The 15,069-nt window shown below is 69.0% G+C and carries 16 protein-coding genes; 11 read left to right on the top strand and 5 right to left on the bottom strand.

Annotated features, from left to right (window positions below):
• Positions 1-52: 52 nt before the first annotated feature.
• Genes ABZV91_RS10925 through ABZV91_RS10960 form a run of 8 tightly spaced genes read left to right on the top strand, consistent with a single transcriptional unit; the run spans position 53 to position 6,389 of the window.
• Positions 53-841: an SDR family oxidoreductase gene (locus ABZV91_RS10925; RefSeq protein WP_355238767.1), complete on the top strand. Its 789-nt coding sequence runs from the start codon at positions 53-55 to the stop codon at positions 839-841.
• 56 nt (positions 842-897) lie between these two features.
• Complete coding sequence (locus tag ABZV91_RS10930) at positions 898-2,574, top strand: thiamine pyrophosphate-binding protein (protein WP_355238770.1); 1,677 nt, start codon at positions 898-900, stop codon at positions 2,572-2,574.
• Between the two features lie 4 nt (positions 2,575-2,578).
• Positions 2,579-3,169 carry a hypothetical protein gene (locus ABZV91_RS10935; protein WP_355238773.1) on the top strand — a complete coding sequence of 197 codons (591 nt, stop codon included), beginning with the start codon at positions 2,579-2,581 and terminating at the stop codon, positions 3,167-3,169.
• Entirely contained in the window at positions 3,162-3,389 is a 228-nt protein-coding gene (locus ABZV91_RS10940; RefSeq protein ID WP_355238776.1) for a recombinase-like helix-turn-helix domain-containing protein, read from the top strand. Before ABZV91_RS10935 ends, ABZV91_RS10940 begins: the two co-directional genes overlap by 8 nt.
• 1 nt (position 3,390) lies before the next feature.
• Positions 3,391-4,476: a Rieske 2Fe-2S domain-containing protein gene (locus ABZV91_RS10945; protein ID WP_355238779.1), complete on the top strand. Its 1,086-nt coding sequence runs from the start codon at positions 3,391-3,393 to the stop codon at positions 4,474-4,476.
• A complete protein-coding gene (locus ABZV91_RS10950) occupies positions 4,473-4,814 on the top strand; it encodes a hypothetical protein (protein WP_355238782.1) in 342 nt (113 codons plus the stop codon). Before ABZV91_RS10945 ends, ABZV91_RS10950 begins: the two co-directional genes overlap by 4 nt.
• Complete coding sequence (locus ABZV91_RS10955; protein ID WP_355238785.1) at positions 4,811-5,251, top strand: RidA family protein; 441 nt, start codon at positions 4,811-4,813, stop codon at positions 5,249-5,251. The genes ABZV91_RS10950 and ABZV91_RS10955 overlap by 4 nt, the downstream gene beginning before the upstream one ends.
• A 10-nt stretch (positions 5,252-5,261) precedes the next feature.
• Positions 5,262-6,389, top strand: coding sequence for an FAD-dependent monooxygenase (locus tag ABZV91_RS10960; protein ID WP_355238788.1), 1,128 nt, complete (start codon positions 5,262-5,264; stop codon positions 6,387-6,389).
• 102 nt (positions 6,390-6,491) lie between these two features.
• On the opposite strand, the gene ABZV91_RS10965 is transcribed toward ABZV91_RS10960, so the two are convergent.
• Positions 6,492-7,286: a helix-turn-helix transcriptional regulator gene (locus ABZV91_RS10965; protein ID WP_355238791.1), complete on the bottom strand. Its 795-nt coding sequence runs from the start codon at positions 7,284-7,286 to the stop codon at positions 6,492-6,494.
• A gap of 83 nt (positions 7,287-7,369) precedes the next feature.
• Between ABZV91_RS10965 and ilvD the strand changes: the two genes are divergently transcribed.
• Complete coding sequence (ilvD, locus tag ABZV91_RS10970; RefSeq protein ID WP_355238794.1) at positions 7,370-9,211, top strand: dihydroxy-acid dehydratase; 1,842 nt, start codon at positions 7,370-7,372, stop codon at positions 9,209-9,211.
• 61 nt (positions 9,212-9,272) lie between these two features.
• Here ilvD and ABZV91_RS10975 read toward each other — a convergent pair whose 3' ends face one another.
• Positions 9,273-9,920, bottom strand: coding sequence for a helix-turn-helix domain-containing protein (locus tag ABZV91_RS10975; RefSeq protein WP_355238797.1), 648 nt, complete (start codon positions 9,918-9,920; stop codon positions 9,273-9,275).
• Between the two features lie 71 nt (positions 9,921-9,991).
• Between ABZV91_RS10975 and ABZV91_RS10980 the strand changes: the two genes are divergently transcribed.
• Together ABZV91_RS10980 and ABZV91_RS10985 are read left to right on the top strand one after the other, a co-directional pair.
• Positions 9,992-10,459, top strand: coding sequence for a nitroreductase/quinone reductase family protein (locus ABZV91_RS10980; RefSeq protein WP_355238800.1), 468 nt, complete (start codon positions 9,992-9,994; stop codon positions 10,457-10,459).
• 258 nt (positions 10,460-10,717) lie between these two features.
• Positions 10,718-11,635 (top strand): tyrosine-protein phosphatase, encoded by a 918-nt coding sequence (locus ABZV91_RS10985; RefSeq protein ID WP_355238803.1) that lies wholly within the window; start codon positions 10,718-10,720, stop codon positions 11,633-11,635.
• A 64-nt stretch (positions 11,636-11,699) separates the two neighbouring features.
• On the opposite strand, the gene ABZV91_RS10990 is transcribed toward ABZV91_RS10985, so the two are convergent.
• Genes ABZV91_RS10990 through ABZV91_RS11000 form a run of 3 tightly spaced genes read right to left on the bottom strand, consistent with a single transcriptional unit; the run spans position 11,700 to position 14,919 of the window.
• The gene (locus ABZV91_RS10990) at positions 11,700-12,572 is read right to left on the bottom strand and encodes a sugar phosphate isomerase/epimerase family protein (RefSeq protein WP_355238806.1); all 873 of its coding nucleotides are present in this window, start codon (positions 12,570-12,572) and stop codon (positions 11,700-11,702) included.
• Positions 12,569-13,759, bottom strand: a complete 1,191-nt coding sequence (locus tag ABZV91_RS10995) for a dihydrodipicolinate synthase family protein (RefSeq protein WP_355238808.1) — start codon at positions 13,757-13,759, stop codon at positions 12,569-12,571. The genes ABZV91_RS10990 and ABZV91_RS10995 overlap by 4 nt, the downstream gene beginning before the upstream one ends.
• Complete coding sequence (locus ABZV91_RS11000; RefSeq protein WP_355238810.1) at positions 13,756-14,919, bottom strand: Gfo/Idh/MocA family oxidoreductase; 1,164 nt, start codon at positions 14,917-14,919, stop codon at positions 13,756-13,758. Before ABZV91_RS11000 ends, ABZV91_RS10995 begins: the two co-directional genes overlap by 4 nt.
• Positions 14,920-15,069 lie beyond the last annotated feature (150 nt).

Consider the following 15,069-nt stretch of genomic DNA (forward strand, 5'->3'; position numbering starts at 1 on the left):
CCACCACACCCGGCTATCCGAAACCTTCCTCGCACAAGGAGATCGACCCTCGATGGATCTGCAACTCACCGACCGCACCGTGGTCGTCACCGGCGCGAGCTCCGGGGTGGGACTGGCGACGACCCGGATGCTGCTCGCCGAGGGCGCCCGGATCGCCGCCTGTGCCCGCGATCTGGACCGCTTGCGCGCCGCGATCGATTCGATCGACGGTGCCGATCCCGCCCGGGTCCACCTCGCGGCCTGCGATGTCACCGACCGGGACGACGTCGAAGCCTTCATCGGCTCCGCCGCCGAGCGTTTCGGCGGTATCGACGGGCTGGTGTGCAATGCCGGGCGCTCCCTGATGGCGCCGCTGGCGGAAACCACCGACGAGCAGATCCGCGCGGAATTCGACCTGAAGATCTTCGGTTCCTGGAACCTGGTGCGTGCGGCCCGCAGTCGGCTGGCCGCCGCGGACCGCGGTGCCGTCGTCAATGTCAACGCCATCCTGTCCCGGCAGCCGGAACCCCGGCTCGCCGTCACCTCGGCCGCGCGGGCCGCGCTGCTCAATCTCACCCACTCCATGGCCGAGGACCTCGCCGCGGACGGGACCCGGGTGAATTCGGTGCTGCTCGGGCTCGTCGACACCGGCCAGTGGCGCCGCCGGTTCGAGGCCTCGGGGACCGCCCTCGACTACGACGCGTGGAGTGCCGAGATCGCCGCCGACCGCGGGATCGCGCTGGGCCGGTTCGGCACCGCCGAGGAGGTCGCGTTCCCTATCGTCACCCTGCTCTCGCCGCTGAGCGGCTACACCACCGGCGCCAGTATCGACGTCGGCGGTGGCGTCGGCCGCTACATCTGACCATCAGCCCGGCCCGGCGGATCCGCCGTTCCCAGATCTCTCCGGAGGACATATCCATGACGACCACCGACAGCCCCGGCGCGAAGGAGCCCACCGGCGGCGATGTGCTCGTCGCCGTAATGCGCAGGCACGGCATCGACACCGCCTTCGGCGTGATCAGCATCCACAATCTGCCGCTCGTCGAAGCGGTGGCGCGGGAGCTGAACTTCGTGGAGGTGCGGCACGAGGCGGCCGCGGTCAATGCCGCCGACGGGTACGCGCGCGCGACCGGCAGGATCGGTGTCGCGATCACCAGCACCGGGACCGGCGCCGGCAATGCCGCGGGTTCCATGCTCGAAGCGCTGACCGCGGGCAGCCGGGTCCTGCACGTGACCGGCCAGATCGAGAGCGAATACCTCGGTTCCGGCGGGTCGCCCCGGGGTGTCATCCACGAGGTGCCCAAACAGCTGCAGATGCTCGATGCCGTCTCCCGTTACGCGGCCACCATCGAAGCAGCGGAGGACGTCGAAGCGGATCTGGAAACCGCCATCGCCCATATCCTGGCCGCGCCGCAGGGCCCGGCCAGCGTGGAATGGCCCTCGGATCTGCAATATCTGGCGCGTCCGGCCGATCAGCGCGACTACCGGCCGCCGGCCTTCGATGTGCCGGTACCGGAGCGCGACGCGATCGCCGAGGCCGTCGCCTTGCTGGCGGCGGCCGAGCGCCCCCTGATCTGGGTCGGCGGGGGAGCGGCCGGCGCGAAATCCGAGCTGGCCACCCTGCTGCACACTCTCGGAGCGGGGCTGCTGACCAGCAACTCGGGGCGCGCGATCGTGCCCGAGGACGACCCGCTGGTGATCGGGAACTTCGCCACGGCGCCGGAGGTCGCGCCATTGCTCGCGGACGCCGATCTGCTGCTGTCGATCGGTACCCACTTCCGCTCCAACGAGACCAAGAGCTACCACCTGCGGTTACCGGTAACCCAGATCCAGATCGATGTGGATCCGGCGGCCATCGGCCGTATCTATCCGGCGAAGGTCGGCCTCGTGGGTGATGCCGCGGCAACCCTTTCCGCGATCAACGCCGGCCTGACGCGCACCTCGGTGGAACCGGGGTGGTCCGGCCGGGTCACCGACACCAGGGTGTCGGTCCGCGCGGCGCTCACGGCCTATATCGGCGGGTACGCGGAGATCTGCGAAGGAATGCGGTCGGTACTGCCGCGCGAATCCGTGGTCGCGCGCGATGTGACCATTCCCTCCAGCCAGTGGGGCAACCGATTGCTGCCCTTCTACGAACGCGAGACCAATATCTTCCCCCTCGGTGGGGGGATCGGACAGGGGCTGGCCATGGGGATCGGCGCCGCGCTCGGCCGGCCCGAGGTACCGACCGCGGTGATCGCCGGCGACGGCGGGCTCGCCGTACATCTCGGCGAACTCGCCTCGCTCGCCGGCAGCGGCGCCTGGTGCGTCGTGGTGATCTTCAACGACGGCGGTTACGGCGTCCTGCGCAACATGCAGGCGGCCAATGGTTTCGACCGGTCCGGTGTCGACCTGTTCACGCCCCGGTTCGATCTGCTGGCGGCCGCACTCGATATGCCCTACACCCTGGTCCAGGGCCCGGGGCGTTTCGAGAAAGCGTTCGCGGACGCGGTGGCGACCCGCGGTCCGGCGATCGTCGAGGTCGATGTGGCCGCGGTCGAACCACCGCCCGGCCCGTTCACCCCACCCGTGCACATCCCGGTGCGGGAGGACTGATCCGATGACCGGCAACGAATGGGACGACGACACCCCGGCGCACGCGCTGGTGTGCCTGCACGCCGGACCGGATCCGGCCCGCTGGTTCGCCGACCAGGTCGAAACGCTCGGCGCGATCGCGCACCGGTCCGCCGCGCCGCCCCCGGCCGACCCGCAGTCCGTCGACGCCTGGGCGAACGAGGTCGCCGCCGGCGTCACGGCCCTCGGCCACGACCGCGTCCACCTTCTCGCCACGGGTGCCACGGCCTACGGTGCCATCGCCCTCGCCGCCCGGTATCCCGCGCTCGTCACCAGCCTCGTACTCGGCGACCCGGAGGTCGACCCGGACGCTCCCGGATACGGCGAACTCCTGGCACAGGTGGTCGCCCCGACCCTGGTGATCGCCTCGGTCCCCGACGAACGCGCGGATATCGCGCACGCCCAGAGCATCGCCGGTGGCATCGACAACGGAGTGTTCGTCGTCATCGACGGCGGCACGATCCCGGCCCACCGCGAACGCGCCGCCTCGTTCAACGAATGGGTCACCGCGTTCACCGTCATCGCCGAAGGTCTCGATGCCATGGCATCGCAGCAACAGGAGAAAACCCATGCCTGACACCACCGAGCACTACCTCGAGCCCCATCAGACCCACCCCGAGCCGATCAGCCCTTACGAGACCAAGCTGTCCGGTTCGATCATGGAGGTTTTCGGCCGGGGCACCCACGATCTGCCCGGGCTGATCGCGGGACTGAACGAGCTGGGCCTGCACGCGCCCGACGGGCAGGCCTGGACCGAGGACAATTTCCGCGCCGAGATGCGACGACTGGGAGACTGAGATGACCACCGTGACCACATCCGTCCCGACCGCGACCGGCGGTCCGAAGAAGCGCGCGGTCGGCGTCCGCAAGGAGATGACCGCCGCGGATATCGCCGCCACCGGGCTGCGCGACCGGTGGTATCCGATCCTGCCCTCGCGCATGGTGAAACCCGGCGAATCCAAGAAGGTCACCCGGCTGTCCGTCGACTGGGTGCTGTTCCGGGATCCGCGGGGAACCGTCCATATGCTCGAGGACCGCTGCCCGCATCGCAGCGCGCCGCTGTCGGTGGGCCAGCACCTCGGCGACCGGCTCGCCTGCAAGTACCACGGTGTCCAGGTGGACGGCACCGGCACCGTCGTCTCCGTGCCCGGGATGCCCGGCTGCGCGCTCGAGGGTAAGCGGGCGACGGTGTCGTTGCGGGTCGTCGAGGCCGCCGACACCATCTTCGCGTTCGTCCCGCTGACCCAGGACTCCGAACCCACGCCGTTCGTCCTGCCCGACCGGCTCACCGACGAGGCCGTGTCCTGGTTCCCGAACTTCGCGGAATGGGCCGGGCCCTGGCGTTTCTACATGGACAATGTCCTCGACCCGATGCACGGTGCGTTCCTGCACCGCGATTCGCATTCGATGTTCGGCGGCGACACCTCGGCGCGCTTCCGGATCCGGGAAACCGACCGCGGCTTCTTCTTCGAGAAAACCGATCAGGTCGGCGTGAACTTCGACTGGGTCGAGTACGTGCGCGGTTCCATGGACTACGTCGACCTGGAGATCCCGTACGCGCCGAACGCCGGCCCCGGCGGCGTCTTCGGCATCGTCGGTATGGCCACCCCGATCGACGCGGACAACGCCGCGATCTTCCACTGGCGCACCCGTCGGGTCGAGGGCTGGGAGCGCGAGGTGTGGCGGTTCCTCTACCGCACCCGGCTCGAGGCCCGGCACTGGGAGGTGCTCGAACAGGACCGCGAGGTGCTCGAGGCCCTGGCCGCCGACGCCGACCACGAAGAGCATTTGTACCAGCACGACCTCGGGGTTTCGCGGATCCGCCGCATCTACCGGGCGGACGCGAAGAAACAGGCGGCGATCCTGGCGGGCGAAACGGTATGAGCGCGCCGCGGGCGGATGCCGCCGACACCATGATGCTGACGGTGTTCCTGCGGCACGACCAGTCGCAGAACCTGGAGCAGATCCAGAGCAGGCTCGACGACGCCGGCTGGTGGCAGCACTTTCCGCCCGCGGGCTGCGAAGTCGTGTCCTGGGTGGTCGCGATGGGTGTGGGACAGATCGTGACCCTGCGGCTACCGGTGGCACGGCTCGCCGCCGTCAATGTGGAGCTGGAACGGCGGGCATGGGGTGTCTTCCAGACCGATTTCTACCCGACCTACGACTTCGTGCCGGTGCGCGAACGGCTGACCCGCGAATCCGACGAGCGGCGCGGCGTATGACCCGGGTCGCGGCGGAGACGGTCGCGGAAGCGCCGCGGCCGGGCATGTTCAGCAATGCCCGGGTGCACGGCGATCAGTTCTTCCTGTCGGGGATGCATGCGGGCGGGCCCGGCGGGATCGTCGGCGGGGCCGACGCCTATCTGCAGGCACAGGAGGCGTTCCGGCGGGTCCGGGCGCTCACCGAGGCCTGCGGGGCCGTCGTGGACGACATCCTCGTCCTACGTGTCTATCTGACCGATATCGCCGACCGGGCCGCGGTCGGCAGGGCACGCGCCGAGGTGTTCTCCGGTGACTTCCCGTGCTCGACGCTCGTCGAGGTATCGGCGCTCGTCGAACCCGGCCTGAAAGTGGAGATCGAGGCCCAGGGCGCCATCGGGTCACACAGCGGCACCCGATCCGCCGGCGGTTCGGATCGCACGCACACTCTCGAAAGTTGAGGACAGAATCATGAGCAAGGCACCGAGTGTGGCCGTCTGCGGGGCGGGTATCGGCGGTCTCACCGCGGCTCTCGCGCTCCGGAAGCTCGGCATCGACGCGCAGGTCTTCGAGCGGACGAGCCGATTCGCCCGGGTCGGCGCGGATATCAATCTCACGCCGAATGCCGTCCGGGCGCTCGACGGCCTCGGGCTGGGTGCGGCGCTGCGGGATTCGGCGGCCCGGCCGCAGTTCCGGATCAGCCGGACCTGGGATACGGGCGCGGAGACCTCGCGGCTCGAGATGGGCTCGTCGGCGGAGGCACGCTACGGATCACCGCAGCTCACCCTGCACCGTGGTGATCTCATGTCGGCCCTCGAGTCGGCGCTGCCGGAGGGCAATATCGCGCTGGGCCGGCAGGTCGTCGATATCCGTGACGGTGCCGTCCATTTCGCCGACGGCGGTGTGCACCGAGCCGATGTGATCATCGGTGCGGACGGTATCCATTCCGCGGTCCGCACCGCGCTGTTCGGCCCGGAACACCCCACGTTCACCGGTGTCGTGGCGTTCCGCGCGGTAGTCCCGGCGGCGGCGGTCGCCGCGGTGCCGAATCTGGACAGCTTCACCAAATGGTGGGGACCGGACGCCGCGACGCAGATCGTGACGTTCCCGCTGAGCCAGGGCAAGGACATCTTCATCTTCGCCACCTGTGCGCAGGACGAGTGGACCGAGGAGTCGTGGACGACCCCCGGCAGCGCCGCCGAACTGCGTGATCTGTACCGGGACTTCCACCCGGAGGCGCGCGCCCTGCTCGACGCCTGTGACGACGTCCTGAAATCCGCGCTGTACGTGCGTGATCCGCTGCCCGCGTGGACCCAGGGCACGGTCACCCTGCTCGGCGACGCGTGCCATCCGATGATGCCGTTCATGGCGCAGGGGGCGGGGCAGGCGATCGAGGACGCGGTGGTGCTGGCGCGCTGCCTCGGGTCGGACGGCTATACCGGTGTGGCCGGCGCCCTGGCCGGATACGAGAACACCCGGATGGACCGGACCGCCCGGATCCAGCGCGGCTCCCGGTCCAACGAGTGGCTGAAAACAGCCGGCAACGGTGACTGGGTGTACGAGTACGACGCCTGGAATGTGCCACTGGCAGGCATATAGGATCGATGGCCGACGCGCTCGCGGAGCGGTCCGTCCGGCCGGATCGGTGCGCGCGGCACCCATGGACGCGACGGTCGGCGCCGGCGAATTCCGTCACCGGGGTCACCCCACCGGGATGTAGACGACCACATGCAGATCCGGATGGTCGGCGGGCGCCAGGCGATGGTGCTCGTAGCGCAGCAGCCCTCGTGCCGGATGGCGGAATACCCTTGTGCGCGAGGCGAAGCCCTCGATGTGGTGACTGCGCCAGCCCTCACGGAAGTGCGGGCTGGATTGCAGCAGCTCCTGGATGATCGGCGAACGGGCCATATCCCCGAGGCGGGGCCCGGCCTCGGCGCGGAACTCGGCGAGGAATCGACGGCTGGTGTCCTCCCAGTCGGGCAGCAGGTCTCGAACGTACGGGTCGGTGAACACCAGTCGCAGCAGATTGCGTTCGGCGGCCGCGACCGCGGTGACATTGGGGTACAGGTCGGCGTATGCCGCGTTCCAACCGGTAATGGTCCAGTCCGGGGCGACGGCGTAGGCGGGGAACCCGGTGAGGGCGTCGAGCAGTCGCTGCACATGGGCCGGTGCCGCCGGCGCGACCGGTTCGGCGTCGGCGGGGAGCGGCGCGTAACCCGCCAGTGAGAGGACATAGGTGGTTTCGGTCGCGGTCAGCCGCAGTGTGCGGGCCAGCGCGGACAGGACCTGCCGGGACGGCTGGATCTCACGGCCCTGCTCCAGCCAGGTGTACCAGGTGGCGCTCACCCCGGAGAGGGTGGCGACCTCCTCCCGGCGTAGCCCGCCTCGGCGCCGGGGCCCCGCCGGCGGCAGGCCGACCTCGGTGGGATCCAGTCGGGCACGCCGCGCGCGCAGGAATCCGCCCAGCTCCGCGCGTCGTTGTGCCGCCGTATCCATCCGTTCAGGATAGTGCTGGTAGTGGAAGTACTAGTACTACCGCCGTCTTCGCCGGGGGGCGATTCCCGGTGAGTATCGACCGCATGCCACAACTGAGATCTCGTACGGTCACCCACGGGCGGAACATGGCCGGAGCCCGCGCATTGATGCGGGCCTCCGGGGTCCCGTCGGCGGATATCGGCACCAAACCCGTCGTAGCCGTCGCCAACAGTTTCACCGAGTTCGTGCCGGGGCACACTCACCTGCAGCCGGTGGGACGCGTTGTGAGCGCGGCGATCCGGCAGGCGGGCGGAATAGCCCGGGAGTTCAACACGATCGCCATCGACGACGGCATCGCGATGGGGCACGGCGGGATGCTGTACTCGCTGCCCTCCCGGGACCTGATCGCCGACTCGATCGAGTACATGGTGCAGGCCCATTGCGCCGACGCCCTGGTCTGCATCTCCAATTGCGACAAGATCACCCCGGGAATGCTGATGGCGGCCCTACGTCTCGACATCCCGACAGTATTCGTCTCCGGCGGCCCGATGGAGGGCGGCCGGACCGTCCTCGGTGACGGCACTGTCCGCGCCCGCCTCGATCTCGTGACCGCCATGGCCGACGCGGTGGATCCGAATGTGTCCGACGCCGATATCGCCCGCATCGAGGAGGCGGCCTGCCCGACGTGCGGCTCCTGCGCCGGTATGTTCACCGCCAACTCGATGAACTGTCTGCTGGAAGCCCTCGGCCTGGCCCTGCCGGGCAACGGCACCACACTTGCCACACACACCGCCCGCCGATCCCTCTACGAGGCCGCCGGCCGTACGGTGATGGATCTGGCCGAGCGCTACTACCGCCACGACGATCCCTCCGTGCTGCCCCGCGCGATCGCCTCCCGGGCGGCGTTCGACAATGCCATGACCCTGGATCTGGCGATGGGTGGCTCCACCAACACCGTCCTGCATCTGCTCGCCGCCGCCCACGAGGCCCGGCTCGACTACACCCTCGCCGATATCGAGGCCCGCTCCCGTGAGGTCCCCTGTCTGTGCAAGGTAGCCCCGAGCAGCGCTTATCTCATGGAGGACGTCCACCGAGCCGGTGGCATCCCGGCGATCCTGGGCGAGCTGAACCGAGCCGGGTTGTTACACACCGATGTTCACGCGGTGCACGCCGAGTCGCTGAAGGAGTGGCTCGACGGGTGGGACGTGCGGGGCGCATCGCCCGCCGGACAGGCACTCGAGCTCTTCCACGCCGCCCCCGGAGGTGCCCGCTCCGCGTCGGCCTTCTCCCAGTCGGCGCGGTGGCAGTCGCTGGACCTCGATGCGGCGCGTGGCTGTATCCGCGATCCGGCGCACGCCTACTCCACCGACGGTGGCCTGGCGGTTCTACGCGGCAACATCGCCCCCGCCGGTGCGGTGGTCAAATCGGCCGGCGTGCCGGACGATATGGCGGTCTTCACCGGCACGGCAGTGGTGACGCACTCGCAGGAGCAGGCGAGCGAGGCGATCCTCTCCGGCCGTGTGGTCCCGGGCTCGGTCCTGGTGATCCGTTACGAGGGCCCCCGCGGCGGCCCCGGTATGCAGGAGATGCTGTATCCGACCGCGTATCTGAAGGGCCGTGGGCTCGATGGTTCCGTCGCGATCGTCACCGACGGCCGCTTTTCCGGCGGCAGTTCCGGCCTGGCGGTCGGCCATGTCTCTCCGGAAGCCGCCGCGGGGGGACCGCTGGCACTGGTCGAGGACGGCGACACCGTCCACATCGATATCCCGGGCCGCGTGCTCCGCCTCGAGGTGGCGCACGCCGAACTCGCCGCTCGCCGTATCCGGCTGGAGAACGGCACCGGCTACTGTCCCCACGACCGCGCACGCCCGGTCTCCACCGCCCTGCGCGCCTATGCCGCCCTGGCCCAGTCCGCCGACCGGGGCGCCGTGCGAAGGCTCGACTAGCGACCGGGTACGACTGTGCCGCTGCCGGTAACGGGCGCGGGACCGGCCGGGACCTGCCCGATCAATCCGGCAGCAGGCTGTCGATCAATCCACGGGCGAACTCGTCCGCGGATTGATCATCGAGATGTTCGCCCTCGAACTCGATCAGGAAGGCGCGCTGGAAACAGGCGCCGAGCAGGAGCGCGGCGAATGCGTCTGGTAGCGCTCGCTCGGTGAGCCGGCCCAGCCGCTGCTCGGCGCGCAGGTAGTCGGCGAGTGCCGAGAGCGCCAGGTGCGGGCCCAGACCGGTGGCGCTCAGGACGCCCTGGTGCCGGGCCAGGAGGTCCGGCTGGGCGAATGCCGCGCCCAGCATCGGCGTGAGCTCCCGGTAGAAGGGCAGCGCGCGGGCGGCGACCTCCTGTAAGAGGGCCCGGACAGTGCTGGTTCCCGCGCGGTCGGCCAGTCCGGCGAGATGTCCGACGAAATCGGTGGGCAGCCGTTCGCGCATGACAGTGAGGAACAGGTCCTCTTTGTCCTGGAAGTGCTTGTACAGCGTGGCCTCGGAAAATCCCGCGGCGCGGGCGATTTCCTTGGTGGTGGCATTGGCCAGACCGCGTTCGCTCATCACCGCCGCGGCGGCGTCGAGGATCCGGAGACGGGTCGACTGTGCCCGGGGCGATACCGCCGCCGTCGCTGGGCTCATCCGGGTCCGCCTCTTCGCGCTGGTCATGTCTTGACAGGCTAGCAAGCACTCACTCATCCTGGGTGAGTAAGCACTTACTCACCCGGAGAGGGTCGTTCATGTCGAACCAGCAACGCAAGCGACGCGTGGTCAATGCGGTGAACTTCGTGATCATCGCGCTGCAACGAGTCGGTATAGCGTTCGGACCCATGCAGTTGCTGACCGTCGCCGGAAGGCGGACCGGCCGATTGCGCACATTCGCGATCGCGGTCGTGGTGGTGGCGGGTCAGCGTTATATCGTGCAGGCGTTTCCGAAGGCGGCCTGGGTGGCGAATGCGCGGGCGGCCGAGCAGGTCACCCTGACCCGCGGTCGTCGCTCGACGCAGGCGCGACTGGTGGAGCTACCGGTCGAGAGCCGCCGCCCGGTGCTGCGTCAGTTGGTCGAGCAGAGCCCGGCCGGGGTCGGGAAGCGTTATGCCGACAACGGATTGTCGCCGAGTCCGGCACCCGACGATGTGGCCGCCAGCGCGGAACGCATCGCGGTGTTCCGAGTCGTCGAGCGGGGCGATGATCTGAACGTCGGGTGACCGAGCGCGCGAACCGGGCCCGGACCGGCCTGTGGCGGAAGGGCCGGAGCGTCCGGGCACCGGTTCGCGTCGAACCTGCCCATTGATCGGGAAGACCGGGATCGTGGTCCGCCGGGTGTCCCTACGGTGTGAGGCGCACCACCGTCCCGGCCGTGACCGGGCGTGTCGCGTTCGTTCCGGCGGACCGGACGGTGTGCTGCGCCCGTTCGTTGCCGGAACCCTTCGGGCCGGCTCGGCTCACGCTCGAAAGGAATACCCGTGACGTTCTCCTCCACCGCGCGCGGCGTTTTGGCAGCCTCCGCGGCTGTTCTCGTCGGTGTTCTGCCTCTCACGACCGCCCCGGCTCTGGCCGGCCCGGCGGTTCCCGTGCGGGAGGCCCCTGCGAATGCGGATCGGGCGCTGGGTTTGCCGCATGCGCCCAATGCCCGCGATATCGGCGGCTATCCGATACGGGGCGGAAACAAGGTGCGGTTCGGCGTTGTGTACCGTGCCGACGCCCTCGCGAAATTGGATTCCGGTGAACAGCAGAAGCTGGTGGATCTGGGTATCACCCGGGTGATCGACTTCCGTAGCCCGACCGAGGTATCCCAGGGGCCGGACCGTCTTCCGGCGGGGATACAGCGCACCGAGTATCCGGTGTTCGACGCGCAGAACGATCTCTACGTGATGATGAACCAGTTGATCGCCGGCGGCCCCGAGGCACAGCGTGCAGCGCTCGGCGACGGTAAGGGCGCCGAGTACATGCGGAACTACTACCGCTGGCTTGTCACCGACCCGACCTCCCGCACCCGGTTCGCGGCGGCGTTGCGCGATATCGCCACCGAACCGGGCGCGGTGCTCTATCACTGCACCGCCGGCAAGGACCGTACCGGGTGGATGACCGCCATACTGATGTCCGCACTCGGCGTACCCGACGGGCAGATCTATCAGGACTATCTGCACTCGAACGACACTCTGGCCGCCGGGAACAAAGCACTGATGGACACGCTGGTGCAGCAGGGCCTGGTCGAGGACCCGGCGCTGTGGGAGCCCGTGCTCGGTGTCCAGCGCGAATTCCTCGATGCCGCGTTCGATCAGGTACGGCAGTCGTTCGGCTCGATGGACGACTTCGTCAGAAGCGGGCTCGGCGCCGACGACGCCACCCTCGCGGCGCTGCGAACGAAACTGGCGGGCTGAACCGGGCGCACCGCGGTGAGCTCCGGCCCAGGGCTGTGGTCCTGGGCCGGCTGCCCCGTCTCCTTCAATCCACGAGGGACGGTAGGACCAGATCCCGGTAGCGCTGCTTCATCGTTTCGATCACTTCGCGGCCGTCGGCGGCCCACACTGCGGCATTGAAGATTTCGACCTCGACGTCGCCGCGGTAACCGGCGGCGCGAACCCACTGCCCGATGGTCGCGAAATCGATGACGCCGTCGCCCATCATGCCGCGCGACAGCAGCGGATCGGCGGTCATCGGGTTCAGCCAGTCACACACCTGATAGGAGCTGATCCGTCCGGCGGCACCGGCCTGTGCGATCTGCTCTGCCACGGCCGGATCCCACCAGATGTGGAAGGTGTCGACCACGACGCCCACGGTCTCCGCCGGATAAGGCCGCGCTATCGACAATGCCTGCGCCAGGGTGGAGATCACCGCGCGGTCGGCACAGAACATCGGGTGCAGCGGTTCCAGGGCCAGGCGGACACCGCGCTCGGCCGCATACGGGACCAGCCGGGCGAGCCGCTCGTCCACCCGCGCCCGGGCGGCGACGAGGTCCCGGTCCGGTATGCCGCCGGCCACCATCACCAGTTCCCGCGTGGCCAGTGTCGCCGCGTCATCGATGGCGCGGCGGTTGTCGTCGAGTGCCGCCTGCCCGTCACCCGCGTCGGTCAGGAAGCCGCCGCGGCACAGACTGGAGACACGCAGCCCCGCATCGGCGACGATCTTCGCCGCGGCGGCGGCACCGATTTCGTCGACCCGATCCCGCCACAGCCCGATCGCGCCGAGCCCCGCCCGGGCAGCGCCGTCCACCGCCTCGGCGAGGGTCCACCGTTTCGTCGTCGCCGTATTCAGCGACAGCGACCGGTACGGGTCCGCAAGATCGAAGGGTTCCTGCCGTGCCGCCACCGAAGTCATGAAATCGATCCGTTCAGTTCGAGGTAGACCCGCATCCGGTGCGCGGCCAGTTCCGGGTCCGACAGCAGACCGGCCTTGTCGGCGAGCCGGAACAATTCGGCCAGATGAGGTACGGATCGGCCCGTGGACAGTCCCGCCACCATCGAGAAACCCGGTTGCCTGCCGTTGAGCCACGACAAGAACGCGATACCCGTCTTGTAGTAGTACGTCGGTGCGGCGAAGATGTGCCGTCCGAGTGCCCGGGTGGCGCCGAGAATTTCCGACGCACGTGTCACATTGCCGTTGTCGAGTTCCTGTAGCGCGGTGGACGCGGCGGGGTAGATCGCCGCGAAGATACCCAGCAGTGCCTCCGAATGCCCCTGCGCGTCGCCGATGATCAGCTCGGGATAGTTGAAATCGTCGCCCGTGTACAGCCGTACCCCGTCGGGGAGCGCGCGTCGCAGTGCGACCTCGTGTGCCGCGTCGAGCAGCGAGACCTTGACCCCGTCGATCTTCGATCGATTGTTCTCGATGAGCGTACGAAAGGTCTCGGTGGCGGTATCGATATCGGCGCTGCCCCAATAGCGGTCCAGCGCGGGATCGAACATGGTGCCGAGCCAGTGCAGGATCACCGGCCGATCCACCCCGGCCAGCAGTTTCTCGTAGACGGAGAGGTAGTCGGCGGCGGATCCCGCGACCTGTGCGAGTGCCCGCGAGGCCATCACGATCACCTGGGCTCCGGCGTCGGTCACCACGTCGATCTGCGCGCGATAGGCATCGACGATCCGGACGAGTCCGGCCGAGCCGGAGGGGAGATCGGCGAGGTCGAGCTGATCGGTCCCGGCGCCGCAGGCGAGCCTGCCGCCGACCGCGGCCGCCTCGGCGCCGGATCGCCGGATCAGTTCCGCGGTCGCCGGCCAGTCGAGGCCCATTCCGCGCTGCGCGGTGTCCATGGCATCGGCGACACCGAGCCCGTAGGACCATAACTCGTGCCGATAGGCCAGCGTCGCGTCCCAGTCGAGGGCCGCGGGCGCGCCCGGTGTGTTGTCCCCGGTCACCCGCGGAATCACATGCGCGGCAGCGAAGGCCACGCGAGAGGTGATCGGCCGCGCCGGACGCGTCCACTCACCCGGCGCGCCGAGAACGTACGGCTCGAGCCGGCCGTCCGTGGGCAGTGCGACCGACACACCGGTGGATGTCGCGGTCACAGCGTCACCTCCGGGATCTCGATCCGCCGGCCCTCGGCGGAGCTGCGCAGCCCCAGTTCGGCCAGCTGCACGCCGCGGGCGGCGGAGAGCAGCCCGTAGCGGTGCGGTCGTCGGTTCACCACGTCGGTGAGGAACTCCTCCCACTGCAACTTGAAACCGTTGTCCAGATCCGCGTTCGCGGGCACTTCCAGCCATTGCTCACGGAACGGCTCGGTGACCGGGAGGTCCGGATTCCAGACCGGTTTGGGTGTGTGCGAGCGATGCTGCGCGACGCATTTGCGCAGGCCGGCGACGGCTGAGCCGTGCGTTCCGTCGATCTGGAACTCGACGAGCTCATCGCGGTACACGCGCACCGCCCACGAGGAGTTGATCTGTGCGACGACGCCGTTCTCCATCTCGAAGATCCCGTAGGCGGCGTCGTCGGCGGTGGCCGGATACGGCTTCCCCTGTTCGTCCCATCGGGTGGGGATATGGGTCGTCGCCTTCGCGGTGACCGCCTCGACCTTGCCGAGCAGCCCCTCGAGCACGTAGTTCCAGTGACAGAACATATCGACGACGATGCCGCCGCCGTCCTCGGACCGGTAGTTCCAGCTGGGTCGCTGGGCGGGTTGGCCGTCGCCCTCGAAGACCCAGTAGCCGAATTCGCCGCGTAGCGAGAGGATCCGGCCGAAAAAGCCTTCGTCGACGAGTCTGCGCAACTTCACCAGGCCGGGCAGGTACAGCTTGTCGTGTACGACTCCCGCGGTGATGCCGGCGTCCGCGGCCACCCTGGCGAGTTCGACCGCCTCGGTCAGCGTCTCGGCGGTCGGCTTCTCGGTGAAGACGTGTTTGCCCGCCTTCATCGCTGCCGCGAGCGCCTCGGCGCGACGCGAGGTGACCTGCGCGTCGAAGTAGATGTCGATGGACGGATCGGCGATGACGGCGGCGGCGTCGGTGCTCCACTCGGCGATACCGTGCTGTTCGGCGAGTTCGGCGAGTTTGGCGGGATCGCGGCCGACGAGGACCGGCTCCACCAGGACCCGAGTGCCGTCCGGGAGCAGCAACCCGCCGCCGTCGCGGATCGGCAGGATCGATCGCACCAGGTGCTGCCGGTAACCCATGCGACCGGTGACGCCGTTCATGGCGATGCGGAGCGTGCGTGGGGGAGTGGGATCGGGCATTGTCTGTGCCTCTTCTGATTTGCGGGGCCGACGACCGCAGAATGGGTCGTGGACGGTGCGGAGGAGCCGCACACATCGAGTGGACGAGTCAGCGCCGGAATGCGCTTTCCAAGCTATGCTAGTCCCGAAGTCCGGTCAACCCCCCACGTG

The sequence above is a fragment of the Nocardia sp. NPDC004568 genome, assembly GCF_040609955.1.
Taxonomy (GTDB): Bacteria; Actinomycetota; Actinomycetes; order Mycobacteriales; family Mycobacteriaceae; genus Nocardia.

Coding starts and splice junctions, on each gene's coding strand:
- ABZV91_RS10930 (WP_355238770.1), top strand. CDS start 898: ATGACGACCACCGACAGCCCCGGCGCGAAGGAGCCCACCGGCGGCGAT.
- ABZV91_RS10925 (WP_355238767.1), top strand. CDS start 53: ATGGATCTGCAACTCACCGACCGCACCGTGGTCGTCACCGGCGCGAGC.
- ABZV91_RS10960 (WP_355238788.1), top strand. CDS start 5,262: ATGAGCAAGGCACCGAGTGTGGCCGTCTGCGGGGCGGGTATCGGCGGT.
- ilvD (WP_355238794.1), top strand. CDS start 7,370: ATGCCACAACTGAGATCTCGTACGGTCACCCACGGGCGGAACATGGCC.
- ABZV91_RS10990 (WP_355238806.1), bottom strand. CDS start 12,572: ATGACTTCGGTGGCGGCACGGCAGGAACCCTTCGATCTTGCGGACCCG.
- ABZV91_RS10935 (WP_355238773.1), top strand. CDS start 2,579: ATGACCGGCAACGAATGGGACGACGACACCCCGGCGCACGCGCTGGTG.
- ABZV91_RS10965 (WP_355238791.1), bottom strand. CDS start 7,286: ATGGATACGGCGGCACAACGACGCGCGGAGCTGGGCGGATTCCTGCGC.
- ABZV91_RS10980 (WP_355238800.1), top strand. CDS start 9,992: ATGTCGAACCAGCAACGCAAGCGACGCGTGGTCAATGCGGTGAACTTC.
- ABZV91_RS10945 (WP_355238779.1), top strand. CDS start 3,391: ATGACCACCGTGACCACATCCGTCCCGACCGCGACCGGCGGTCCGAAG.
- ABZV91_RS10955 (WP_355238785.1), top strand. CDS start 4,811: ATGACCCGGGTCGCGGCGGAGACGGTCGCGGAAGCGCCGCGGCCGGGC.
- ABZV91_RS10940 (WP_355238776.1), top strand. CDS start 3,162: ATGCCTGACACCACCGAGCACTACCTCGAGCCCCATCAGACCCACCCC.
- ABZV91_RS10975 (WP_355238797.1), bottom strand. CDS start 9,920: ATGACCAGCGCGAAGAGGCGGACCCGGATGAGCCCAGCGACGGCGGCG.
- ABZV91_RS10950 (WP_355238782.1), top strand. CDS start 4,473: ATGAGCGCGCCGCGGGCGGATGCCGCCGACACCATGATGCTGACGGTG.
- ABZV91_RS11000 (WP_355238810.1), bottom strand. CDS start 14,919: ATGCCCGATCCCACTCCCCCACGCACGCTCCGCATCGCCATGAACGGC.